The organism is Paraconexibacter sp. (genome assembly GCF_041602235.1).
In the GTDB taxonomy this organism is placed as follows: domain Bacteria; phylum Actinomycetota; class Thermoleophilia; order Solirubrobacterales; family Solirubrobacteraceae; genus Paraconexibacter.
Genome location: NZ_JBFIGP010000103.1, coordinates 1 through 11,362, shown reverse-complemented (window position 1 = coordinate 11,362; position 11,362 = coordinate 1). Strand labels below are relative to the sequence as shown.

Genomic DNA, 11,362 nt, shown 5'->3' with positions numbered 1-11,362 from the left:
GATCCCGCGCGGTGACGGGAGCAGCTACCACCTCGAGCTGCGCCGGCCGACCGGGATCTTCGACGCGTTCTCGCTCGTCGACTGGGTGGTCGGCGGCGTGAGCGTCCGGCTCGTCCCCACCTCCGTGCAGGGGAGCGCCCTACCCCAGCTGCTGGACACGACGCCGCAGACCGCCACCTTCGCCGATGCGGCGCTGGGGTCCGGCCGCCAGGTGACCGACGCGACCCGCAAGATCACGATCGAGACCCTCGCGGTCGGCGAGCAGGGCGCGCAGGTGCGCCTGTGGGTCGGTGAGGACCCCGTGACCGACCCGGCGCCACCGTCACCGCCCCCGGCCCCGGCCCCGGCGGCCCCGGTGCCCGACCCCGCGTCGCCGGCCCCGGCCGCGGAGCCACCCTCCTCACCGGGGGCCCCGACGCCGCCTGCCGTGCCGGACCCGACGGCGTCGGCCGACGATCCCGTCCCGCCGGTCGATCCCGCTCCGACGCCCGGCACCTCCGACCCCTCGGGGCCGGCGACCGGCGACCGTGTCGCCTTGCGGCTCTCGGCGTCCGCGACCACGCGCCGCAGCGCCGTCGGCAACGGCATCCTCGTGCGTCTGCGCAGCGGTCTGGACTGCCCGTGCGCGGCTCGCATCGACGTGCGCGACGGCCGGGGCCGCACGGTGGGCAGCCGTCGCGTCCGGATCGCCGCGTCGACCCACCGGCTACGGGTTCGCCTGCGGGCCGCCGCGCGCCGTCGCATCGCGCGGGCCTCACGCGCGATGACCCTGCGGGTCCGCGTCACGATCACGGAGCCGGAGCGCGTGAGCAGGTCGGCTCGCGTGCGCCTGCGCTGAGCTCCGCGGCAGCCCGTCCAAGGGAACGACGCATCCGGCCCACCTCCGGTCCGGCGGGCGGGGAGTGCCAGACCGGAGGCTGTGTGGGACCGGATACGTCTGGAGAGGCCGTACCGCGTTCACCCGGGGGACCGGTGGGTGGTTGCGCGGTGAACCTCCCGCCGACGCACACCGTGGCGCGCCGGTCCTGACCCTGTACCCAGGCCGCGGAACCGCAACACCCGAAGCAGGAGATTTTCTTCTGACCCACGCCGACGCACGGCGGATAGGCTCAGGCGCACATGGACATCGATGCGAGCATCGAGCAGGTCGCGGGCATCCTCGTGCGGGAAGGCGTGGCGTTCGAGACCGCCCAGGACGGGCGCGGTTACCGCCTCATGTTCGACTCCGCGGCCGTGTTCATCGGCTTCTCCCCGTGGCGTGACGGCACGGTGATCACCCTCAGCAGTCCGATCCTCCAGGACATCGATCCCGAGAGCCCGGGCGCGGCGGCAGCGCTCAACCGCGTGAACCGCCTGAACAACAACTCGTTCTTCACGAAGTTCGTGTTCGACGAGGGCGCCCTGATCGTGGAGTACGACATCCTCGCCGACCGGCTGCAGGCCGGAGAGCTCATGAACGCCCTGTCCGTGGTGGCGACGTCCGCCGAGGTGCTGGACGACGAGCTCGTCGACGAACTGGGCGGCAAGCCCTTCCGCACGATGCTCGAGGAGCACGGCGGCGTCGACGACGACTGAACCGCGCGGACGCCCCGGCGTTCAGCCCGCGGCGATGCCGAGCCGGCGCGCCGCGAGCTCGGTCGGGCCCGGGTCGGGCGCCGCGCGCCGGGCGTAGGCCTGCTGCACTCCCTTGAGGACGCTGAGCACCGCGAGCGTCCGGGCCGTGCCCTGCGTCGACCGCAGGTCCCCGCAACGCAGGGCCTTCGCGGCGTCGAGGTCCCCGCGGAGCAGACGGTGGGCGCCCTCGGCGCTGCACGAGAGCGTGATGTCGGCCGTGGCCTCGGTCGTCCCGAGCCGCAGGCGGGGCGTCCCCCCGTGCAGCTCCAGCGTGACGCGAGCCGCCGGCTCGCTGAGCTCGAGCGCCACGGTCGTCCCCATCCGCCCCAGCCGTGCCGCGACCTGCGGATCGTCGTGCAGGGCGCAGCCCAGATCGACGCCAAGGCGGTCGTAGAGCTCGGCGGCGTCGGCGAACCGCGGAAGCGGGCGCTCGCGGGCCGCACGGAGCTGTGCGAGCACGTCGCCCCAGGAGCCGACGCGTGGAAGGGCGGTGACGCGCTCGGCACGCACGTCGGCGAACGGGTCGACGCCGACCTGCCGGCGGCCTGCGTCCCGGTGGTAGGCGTCCCGTGCCTCGGGCCCCCACCGCAGCGCATCACGGTCCTCCGTCCAGGAGGACGGCCGCAGGGTCACCAGCCAGCCCGCGCCTTCGGGGGAGGCCAGCAGGCGTCGCGGCTGCGTCGCCGCCTCCAGGATCGTCCCTGCGACGGGGGCGCACACGAGGTAGGTGCGGCCCCGCGCGGTGACGCGGGCGGCGACGTCCCCGGCTGCGACCTCGGTGCCCGGGGGCTCGACGGTGACGCTCACCTCCTCGGGGTCGGGCCCGAAGAGGGCCGCGAGCTGCCGCGTGACGCCGAGGACGACGTGGTCGGTCGCGGTCTCGAGCCAGACGTGGGCCTGGAAGTCGTACCCGACCTCCCCGCCCGGGCTGAGGTCCGGTGCCGGGAAGGCCCACGGCGGTCGCTCACCGAGCCCCACGCCGCGCCCGCGGCCGCCGACCGGGAGCCGGTCGAACGCCGGTAGCGGGGCGCCGTGCTCACGCGCAGCCGCCTCCAGGTGGAGCCGGGGCACCAGGGGCACGCCGTAGCGCCTCGCCGCCCGCTCCAGCCGGTCGCGCTCGCCGGGGCCGGCCCGTTCGGGGAGGGCGAGCGCGACGACGCACGCGTGCTCGGCGCGGAATCCGGTGGCGTGCACCTCGAGGTCGCCCCAGGCCACGATCGCGCCGAGGGCGCTGCCGTCCCCGGGCGCGATCCGCGGGTCGTCGACATCGTGCAGCGCGTACAGGCCGCACATGCAGGTGGCGGCCGGAGGGCGGTGTCGCGGGGTCCGGCGCGGCCCGTCACCCATCGCCAGGGCGAACCGCGCGATGTGGCAGGCCGCCGTGTTGACGCCCGGCACCCAGCCTCCTGCGCTGGTGACGGTCCACGGCACGAGCTCCCCGTCGTCCGCCAGCCGCCAGGCGCGGAAGCCGACGACGGGCTCGACGAAGTCCGGCGAGCGCGCGCTCACGCCGGGACCGGATCGCGCTCGGGCGTCGGCGCGGGCGCGCGGGCCGGCTCGGGGGCGGGCTCGGGCGCCGGGGCGGGTTCCGGCGGACGGGCCGGGATCGGCAGCTCGACGGGCTCCACCCGCACGCGGCGGGAGGGACCCGGGAGGTCGAGCAGGACCGGTGACGTCGGATGGCCGTTGAGCAGGGCGGGCGACACGAGCGCGGGCACCTTAACGGCCGTCCCGGACAGCCCTGCGCTCGGCCGGACGGTCAGCGCACGGCCTGCGGCAACTGCTCCGCGAGCCGCTGCATGGCGCGCTGGTTGCTGCGGCGCAGCACCATGCGCACGAGCGGTGCGAGGGCTCGATCCGCCAGCGGCGCCTGCTCCCACGAGTACGTGAAGGAGATGCGGGTCCCGCCGCCGGGGAGCTCGGCGAGGTCGTAGGTGCCGTGCCCCACGCGCTTGCCCTTGGCGCTCACGTTGCGCTCGACGATCTGCGCGGGCGTCACGGCATCGATGACCTCGATCTCGACGGCTTCCTTCCGACCGCCGGCCGTCGAGACGACGCTGGCCCGCGACCCGACGCCGCGATCTGGCCCGGAGTAGGTCCAGTCGACCAGGACGTGATCGGTGAACGGCTCGTGATTGGACAGGACGTCGAGGAACGCGAACACCTCGGGACGCGGCTGGTCGACGTCGACGGTGACTGTGACGGGCTTGGGCATGATGTACCAGATGGTACACTTCCTCCGTGGCCCGTCAAGACGCCCGCGACCGCCTGCTGGAACGCGCGGTCCAGTTCATCTCGCAGCGCGGCCTCACCGATCTCTCGCTACGTGAGCTCGCTGCCGCGATCGGCACGAGCCACCGGATGCTCATCCATCACTTCGGGTCCAAGGAGGGGCTGTGGGTCGAGGTGATCCGTGCCGTCGAGGGGCAGCAGCGGGCGGCGCTCCCCGCGCTCGTGCCCGACCCGACCGTGGATCCGTCCGCGGCGATGCGCGCGTGGTGGGCCCACATCTCCGACCCGTCCCTGTGGCCCAACGAGCGCCTGTTCTTCGAGATCTACGGCCAGGCGCTGCAAGGACGCCCGGGGACGACGGCGCTCCTCGACGGCATCGTCGAGGAGTGGCTCGGCCCCATCACCGAGATCAACGTCGCGCAGGGCATGGACCCGGAGACCGCCCGCGCGATGGGGCGTCTCGGCATCGCCGTGACCCGCGGGCTCCTGCTGGACCTCCTGGCCACGGGGGACCGCGAGGGCACGACCGCAGCGATCGAGGCCTGGATCGCCCTCAACGAGGCCGCGCTCGGCCGCGGGTGAACCAGCGAGCGCTCACCCCCTGAGCACCGGCTGGTCCACCCCTCGCCCGTGCCTCAGCGGATGTGCACGCCCGAGATCGCCCGCGCGATGACCATGCGCTGGATCTCGCTCGTGCCCTCGAAGATCGAGTAGATCTTCGCGTCGCGGTGCCAGCGCTCGACCGGGTACTCGCGGGTGTAGCCGTTGCCGCCGAGGATGTGCATCGCCCGCTCCGTGGCCCAGTGGGCGACCTCGCCGGCCTTCAGCTTGCTCATCGAGCCCTCGGCCGCCGTGAACGGGATCTGGTTGCGCCCCATCCACGAGGCCCGCCACACCAGGAGGCGGGCGGCGTCGATCTCCATCTTCATGTCGGCCAGCGCGAACGCGATCGACTGGTTCTCGATGATCGCCTTGCCGAACTGCTCGCGCTCCTTGGCGTACTCCAGCGCGTACTCGTAGGCCGCGCGGGCGATGCCCAGCGCCTGCGCCCCCACCGTGGGACGCGAGGCCTCGAAGGTCGCCATCGACGCGTTGGCCTTGTTCGAGACGCCCTCGCGAGCGCGGGCCAGCCGCGCGTCGAGCTTCTCCTTGCCGCCGAGCACGTACTCGGCCGGGATCCGGACGTCGTCGAGGTGCAGGTCGGCGGTGTGCGAGGCGCGCAGGCCGTGCTTCTTGACCTTGGCCCCCATCTCCATGCCCTTGACCTCGCTCATCGGGATGACGAACGCGGCCTGCCCCCGGGTCTTCAGCTCGGGATCGATCGTGGCCGTGACGACGTGGATGTCGCTGATCCCGCCGTTGGTCGCCCACGCCTTCTGGCCGTTGATGACCCACTCGTTCGTCTTCTCGTCGAACTTCGCGCGCGTGCGGATGTTCGAGACGTCCGATCCGGCGTTGGGCTCCGAGGAGCAGAACGCGGCGACCTTCACGTCGCTCTCGGTGCCGAAGCAGCGCGGGATGAACTCGCCGATCTGCTCACCGGTGCCGGTCGCGGCGATCGAGGCGACGGCCAGGCCGGTCCCCATGATCGCCATGCCGATGCCGGCGTCGCCCCAGAAGAGCTCCTCGTTGACGATCGGCATGGTCAGACCGGACGGGTCGGCGAAGAACTGCGCCAGCCCCTCGAATCCGTAGAGCCCGATCTTGGCGGCCTCCTGGATGATCGGCCACGGCGTCTCCTCGCGCTCGTCCCACTCGTGCGCGGCGGGTCGCATGACGTCGGCGGCGAACCCGTGGACCCATTCGCGGATGTCCTTCTGGTCCTGCGTGAGCTCGAGGGTGAAGGTGGGCTGCTCCGCCTCTGCCGCAGCGGCAGGCGTTTCGGCGGGAGCGATCGTGCTGGCTTCCATGCCCGACAGGGTAGAGCACGAATGAACGTACGTGTTCAGCAGAGGAGGAGTCGGCTCAGCGCGCCGTCAGGGGAGCGACGAGCTCCTCCTCCAGGCGGTACAGCTCACGCAGCGCCGACTCGGAGACCGGGGCGTGGGCCCACGGAACCGAACCGCCCTCGAGCTTCAGGAGACGGACCACCGCGGCGGGATCGCGGGCCCGCTGCGCAGACCGGATCTGCTCGGCCTGCGCCCACGGGATCGCCCAGTCGTCCGCTCCCGTCGCGACCAGCAGCCGGGCACGGATCGGATGCTTCGCCGGACTCAGCTCGGCGAGGCGCTCGGACCCGAACGCCGCCATCGCGACGTTGCGGACCATCAGCGGCCCGTCGGGGAACGTCCTCCAGCTGTCCACGCGCTGGTCGGCGATCGTCGTCAGGTCCGTCGGCGTCCCGCCCGCCACCACGCAGTCGATCGCGGGGCGCATGGCGGCGGCCATCAGCGCGAGCTGACCTCCGGCGGAGAACCCGGTCAGGCACACGGGTGCCCCGCCCGGCCGCCCCGCGAGGACCCGATCGACGAGGGTCATGACGTCCGTGAGCGAGGCCGCGCACGGACGATGGGTCGTCGCCACGGTCCGCCAGCCCCGCTCCCGCCAGCGGTCGGCGTCAGCGCGCAGGGTCGCGGCCATCGCCGCGCCGTGCAGCAGCCAGCCGCTGCCGTGGACCAGGACCATGACGCCCTTCGCGGGCTTTCCGGCAAAGCTTCCCGAGGGCTCGCCGACCTCGTGGTAGAACGCGGCCCCGGGGTCGATGCCGTACGCGGTGACCCCGGCCGGCGGAGGCGACGCGGGCCCCGAATCCGTGCCGTGGCAGAAGGACTCCGGAGCGCCGGTGTCCACGCCGCCGACGAGGTCCGGGGCCGTCGCGAAACGCGACACCAGGGTCGCCGGGAGGGGCTTCTCCGGCGAGCCGGATCCGGCGGGGCGCACGGCGGCGACGTCGAGTCCCGACGTCGGGCTGCTGGCGAGCACCTCCCACGTGCCGGAGCGGCGCACCTCCACCAGCACGAGTCCGTGAGCAAAGCTGTCGGCCACCTGCGTGACGGCGCCCGGGACGACCCCGTCGAGCGCCGACGGGGTCTCGGCGCGCGGCTGCGTGGCCCCACGGAGATCGACCTCGCGACGGCGGCACTCGCGGTGCCCGTCGGTGGCGGGGGACTCGAGTCGCAGGCAGGTCGCCAGCCGGTACCGCGCCCCCGGGGCGAGCGTGATCGTGCTCGCGGCGATCCGTCCGCGCAGCACACTCCCGCCCAGCGCCGCGGTCAGATCCGCGTCGCCGATCCGGTCCCCTGCGGGGGTGGCGATCACGAGCTCGCGGTGTCCCGGGCCCGGCTCGGGGTCGGGCTCGGTGGCCGGCGGGGCGCTCTGCGGCGGCGGGTCGCTCGGCGGCTGTTCCTGCGCGGGTGGCGGCGCGGGGGCCTGTGACGGCGGCGGGCTCTGCGCGGGCGGCGGCGCGGCGCCCTGGGACGGCGGCGGACTCTGCGCGGGCGGCGGCGCGGCGCCCTGTGACGGCGGCGGGCTCTGCTGCGGCACCGGGGCGCTCTTGGGCGGTGCCTCGGACTCCGTGGGCGCGGGCGCCGGTGGGGCGGGCGCCAGGGGTGTCACCGCCGACTGCCCGGCGGGGCCGCCGAACGCCTCCACCACGCGGTCGGCATGCGTCGGCGTCGGCGTCGGCGTCCTGACCTTCACCGGCGCGACCGTCCGCCGCCAGCGGCTTCGCGCCTTGCGCCTGGTCCACCGGACCTCGACGGTCACCCGCTTCGCCGCCAGCGCGGTGAGCTGCCCGCGGCCGGACGCCCTTGCGCCGGACACCCGCCACTGCGTGACGACCCGGGTGCGGGTGCGGTCGCGCCGGATCGTGCGACGCACGAGCCTGAGCCGCGCTCCGTGACCCCGGACCGTGACGCTGCGGGGCCTCCCGCGGCGCTCCTTGACCGCCATCGTGACCCGCACCCCGAGGGTGGTGGTGCTCGTCAGAGCGACGGTCACCCGCGCGGGACCCGACCGCGACGGCGCGGACAGCGCGGACGACGGCAGCACGAGCACGAGACCGACGACGACCAGTGGCGGGATGGGCGACGGGCGACGCATCCTTCGAGGACTATCGACCGTCTGCGTCCGAGACTCAACCCGGGATGTGCTCGGCACCGCCCTCCCTGCCACCATGTGAGCCACCGATGGCTCCGGGATCCGACATCGACGACCGCGCCGACATCGAGCGTCTGGTGCGCACGTTCTACGGTCGCGCGCTCGGCGACACGATGATCGGCTACCTGTTCACGGACATCGCGCACCTCGATCTCGACGCCCACGTGCCGGTGATCACCGACTTCTGGGAGACCATCCTGCTCGGGACGGGGAGCTACCGAGGCGGTGCCTACGCCGTGCACGCGCAGCTCAACGCCAAGTCCCCGCTGCGCGGCGGTCACTTCGAGCGCTGGATCGCGCTCTGGACGCAGTCCGTCGACGAGCTGTTCGCCGGTCCCCGGGCGGAGGAGGCCAAGGCGCACGCCCAACGGGTCGCCCGCGCCTTCCACCGACGGCTGCGCGGCCTGCCGGACGAGCCGCCGGTCGCGCCGGGCGGCGTGCTGCAGATCATCCCGGCCAGCCCCTCCGAGCGCTGACCCGAACGTGGGCGGCTACCCGTCGTCCTGACGGAACGCCCAGCGGATCTCCTCGATGGAGAGGCCCGACGACAGGCAGGCGAGCAGCTTCATGCGGGCCGCCTGCGGCGACAGGAAGCCGGCGGGGATGATGTCGGTGCCGCGCAGGTCGATCTCCGACCCTGCGTACCCGTAGGTCGAGTTGAGGACCACGCCGCGCTCCGGCCGGCAGTAGGCGACCACCGGGAACCGCTTGGCCGCGTCGGCCCACAGGGCGAGGAGCTCGGGGGCGAGGTGCCCGGCCCCGAGCGTGCCGATGACGACGCCGTGCGGATCGGTCTCCAGCGCGGCCCTCGCCAGGGCCCCGTCGTCCCCGGACATCGCCGGCACGATCAGCACGCGCCGGTCGAGGTCGGGCGGATCCAGCGGCGGGTTGCGCGGTAGCTGCGACCAGATCGTGGGATGCCCCTCCGTCACGCGGCCCAGCGGCCCCGTCTGCGGACTGGAGAACGCCACCAGCGAGGTCGTGTCGGTCTTCCGCGCGCAGCGCGCGTGGTGGATCTCTCCGCCGAAGACGACGAGCACGCCGAGTCCGGCGGCCTCCTGGCTGGCGGCGACGGAGACGGCGTCCACGAGGTTCGCCGGGCCGTCGGCCCCGGGGGCGCTCGCGGGCCGTATCGCTCCGGTGAAGACGATCGGCGCCTCCCCGCCATGGATGACGTCGGCGAGCATCGCCGTCTCCTCCAGCACGTCGGTGCCGTGGGTGACGACGACGCCGATCCCTCGACGCGCGGCGTCGCGCGCGGTCCGGCAGATCCGCAGCTGATCGTCGAGCGTGAGGTGTGCCGAGGGCTTGTTGGCCACGGTCTCGGCGGAGAGATCGTTGCGGCCCGCGAGCCCCGGGACGGCGTCCACCAGCTGGTCGGCGTCCAGCTCCGGTGTCGCTCCACCGCCGCCGGTCATGCCGATGGTGCCGCCGGCGGACAGGATGCGGACCCGGCGCGCCGGCTGAGAGGAATGGAAGGTGGCCATGCGGCTACCAGGCTACCGGTGCGGTGCGGGTTGCCCGGCCGGGGTGCCCGCGCACCCGTGCGGTCAGGCGACCGCGGGTGCCTCGGCCCGGACGTGCTCGGCGATGAGGTCCGCGAGGAGGTCCGGCTGGTCGAGCGGGATCAGCGTGCGGCTGTCCGGGACCTCGACGAAGCGCCCCTGCGGGAGGAGCGCCGCGAGGCGTCGGCCGTGCTCCGCCGGCATCAGGCGGTCCTCGGCGGCCCAGGCCACGAGGGCCGGGCGGTCGAAGCCGCGCAGGCGCTCCGCCGTCTGCGTCAGGACGTGGCGGTCGACGCTCCGGATGTACTTCGTGAGGTCACGACGGATCGCGCGATCGGAGAGCAGGGGCCGGAGCCAGTCGTCCATCATCGCGTCGGGGATCCCGTGCTTGGTCATCCAGCCGAACGTCATCGGCAGCTTCCGCAGGGGCCGGATGCGGAGCTGCGACATGGCGAGGAGGACGCCGCCGGGGAGCCGACCGACGAGGCCCACGGTCTTGCCCGCCAGCCCCGGCGGGTAGTTCTCGAACGCCTCGCAGGACGTGATCACCAGCCGCGCCAGGCGCTGGGGGTGGTCGGCGGCCACGAGCTGCGCCATGCCCGTGTCGTTCTCCACCAGCGTGACGTCGCGCAGGTCGAGCGCATCGAGGAGGTCGGCGACGATCCGCGCGTGCCCCGCCAGCGAGAGGTCGGCGTCGGGGCGCATCGGGATGCGGTGCGCCCCCCAGGGCAGGGTGGGCACGATCACGCGGTGATCCCCGCGGAGGGCGGCGACGACGCCGTCCCACAGGCTGGGACCGATCGCCAGGCCGCCGATCAGGACGACGACGGGACCGCTGCCGCCGGTATCGGTGTACTCGATCGTCCCGGCCGGGACCTCGATCTGCTCGGTCATGCGCCCTCCTGGGGACTAGATAGATCGCTCTAGCAAGAACCTACCGTAGACTCGACCCCATGGCCAGCACGACAGGCACGCGCGACCGGATCCTGTTCGCCAGCGCGGAGCTGATGCGCCGCGGCGGCTACGCCGGGACGGGGCTCAAGCAGGTGGTCACGGCATCGGGCGCGCCCTTCGGCTCGCTGTACCACTTCTTCCCGGGCGGCAAGGAGCAGCTCGCCGAGGAAGTGCTGCGCGGCGGCGGGTCGTTCTTCCTCGCCCTGTTCGAGCACATCGCGGACGAGGCGGACGGCGACGTGGTGGCGATGGTCGAGTCCTTCTTCGCCGGTGCGGCCGAGACGGTGCGCGTCACGGACTACCAGGACGCCTGCCCGATCGCCACGGTGGCACTCGAGGTCGCGAGCACCAACGAGACGCTGCGGTCGACCTGCGCCGAGGTCTTCACCTCGTGGCTCGACGCCGCCACGCGGCGCTTCGAGGAGGCCGGGATCCCGAAGGACCGGGCGCGCCTCCTCTCCCTCACGATGCTCTCCGCGCTCGAGGGCGCGTTCGTGCTCGCCCGGACCCTGCGGGACACCAGCGCGCTCGACGCGGCCGGGGCCGCCATGGCGCACGCGACGCGTCGCGCGCTCGCGGACCGCGGCTGAGGGTGGTACTCGGAGGGACCTCTCAGTACCCTGCTGCCGATGAGGCGTCTCGGGAGGACCGTCCGACGAGGAGGCAGGGTTGCCGCGATCGGGTGCGCATGCGCGGCCGCGTGGCCCGCCCCGGCACCGGCGCAGAGCGCCCCGTACGCCGACTGGCCGTCGTTGCTCCCCGCGTTCCCCGTCCCCTTCACGCCGAACCTCGAACCGGACTGCAAGGACGGCTCCGACTCGTGCATCGAGCGGACCATCGTGGAGATGCAGCGCCGGCTCGACAACGTCGTCGGGACCTGCTCCCACAACGCCGTCTTCTCGCTCGCCTACCTCCGGGTCACCGAGGACGTGCGTGACGCCTCCAAGGCCGGCGTGTTC

At 73.7% G+C, this 11,362-nt stretch carries 11 protein-coding genes and 2 pseudogenes; 6 read left to right on the top strand and 7 right to left on the bottom strand.

Translation table 11 applies throughout. The features are described 5' to 3' along the window. Both ABYE80_RS10225 and ABYE80_RS10220 read left to right on the top strand, forming a co-directional pair. Positions 1–838, top strand: a pseudogene (locus tag ABYE80_RS10225) (hypothetical protein); the annotation flags it as partial. 281 nt (positions 839–1,119) lie between these two features. Then, entirely contained in the window at positions 1,120–1,575 is a 456-nt protein-coding gene (locus ABYE80_RS10220; RefSeq protein ID WP_372790174.1) for a YbjN domain-containing protein, read from the top strand. Positions 1,576–1,596: 21 nt separating this feature from the next. Here ABYE80_RS10220 and ABYE80_RS10215 read toward each other — a convergent pair whose 3' ends face one another. Genes ABYE80_RS10215 through ABYE80_RS10205 form a run of 3 tightly spaced genes read right to left on the bottom strand, consistent with a single transcriptional unit; the run spans position 1,597 to position 3,829 of the window. Then, positions 1,597–3,123 carry an SCP2 sterol-binding domain-containing protein gene (locus ABYE80_RS10215; RefSeq protein WP_372790173.1) on the bottom strand — a complete coding sequence of 509 codons (1,527 nt, stop codon included), beginning with the start codon at positions 3,121–3,123 and terminating at the stop codon, positions 1,597–1,599. After that, complete coding sequence (locus ABYE80_RS10210; RefSeq protein WP_372790172.1) at positions 3,120–3,320, bottom strand: hypothetical protein; 201 nt, start codon at positions 3,318–3,320, stop codon at positions 3,120–3,122. Before ABYE80_RS10210 ends, ABYE80_RS10215 begins: the two co-directional genes overlap by 4 nt. 53 nt (positions 3,321–3,373) lie before the next feature. Further along, positions 3,374–3,829, bottom strand: coding sequence for an SRPBCC family protein (locus tag ABYE80_RS10205; RefSeq protein ID WP_372790171.1), 456 nt, complete (start codon positions 3,827–3,829; stop codon positions 3,374–3,376). Between the two features lie 26 nt (positions 3,830–3,855). Here ABYE80_RS10205 and ABYE80_RS10200 point away from each other — a divergent pair, with 26 nt between their 5' ends. Further along, positions 3,856–4,428: a TetR/AcrR family transcriptional regulator gene (locus tag ABYE80_RS10200; RefSeq protein WP_372790170.1), complete on the top strand. Its 573-nt coding sequence runs from the start codon at positions 3,856–3,858 to the stop codon at positions 4,426–4,428. 53 nt (positions 4,429–4,481) lie between these two features. On the opposite strand, the gene ABYE80_RS10195 is transcribed toward ABYE80_RS10200, so the two are convergent. Continuing rightward, positions 4,482–5,756 (bottom strand): acyl-CoA dehydrogenase family protein, encoded by a 1,275-nt coding sequence (locus tag ABYE80_RS10195; RefSeq protein WP_372790169.1) that lies wholly within the window; start codon positions 5,754–5,756, stop codon positions 4,482–4,484. Positions 5,757–5,811: 55 nt separating this feature from the next. After that, positions 5,812–7,887: an alpha/beta hydrolase family protein gene (locus ABYE80_RS10190; RefSeq protein ID WP_372790168.1), complete on the bottom strand. Its 2,076-nt coding sequence runs from the start codon at positions 7,885–7,887 to the stop codon at positions 5,812–5,814. Positions 7,888–7,973: 86 nt separating this feature from the next. On the opposite strand from ABYE80_RS10190, the gene ABYE80_RS10185 reads away from it, so the two are divergent. Continuing rightward, complete coding sequence (locus tag ABYE80_RS10185) at positions 7,974–8,420, top strand: group III truncated hemoglobin (protein ID WP_372790167.1); 447 nt, start codon at positions 7,974–7,976, stop codon at positions 8,418–8,420. A 15-nt stretch (positions 8,421–8,435) separates the two neighbouring features. Here the strand turns inward: ABYE80_RS10185 and ABYE80_RS10180 are convergent, their stop codons facing one another. Next, the gene (locus ABYE80_RS10180) at positions 8,436–9,431 is read right to left on the bottom strand and encodes an asparaginase (RefSeq protein WP_372790166.1); all 996 of its coding nucleotides are present in this window, start codon (positions 9,429–9,431) and stop codon (positions 8,436–8,438) included. 63 nt (positions 9,432–9,494) lie between these two features. Continuing rightward, entirely contained in the window at positions 9,495–10,343 is an 849-nt protein-coding gene (locus ABYE80_RS10175; RefSeq protein ID WP_372790165.1) for an alpha/beta fold hydrolase, read from the bottom strand. Between the two features lie 59 nt (positions 10,344–10,402). On the opposite strand from ABYE80_RS10175, the gene ABYE80_RS10170 reads away from it, so the two are divergent. Next, the gene (locus tag ABYE80_RS10170) at positions 10,403–10,993 is read left to right on the top strand and encodes a TetR/AcrR family transcriptional regulator (RefSeq protein ID WP_372790164.1); all 591 of its coding nucleotides are present in this window, start codon (positions 10,403–10,405) and stop codon (positions 10,991–10,993) included. A 39-nt stretch (positions 10,994–11,032) separates the two neighbouring features. Further along, positions 11,033–11,362: pseudogene (locus ABYE80_RS10165) on the top strand (hypothetical protein); the annotation flags it as partial.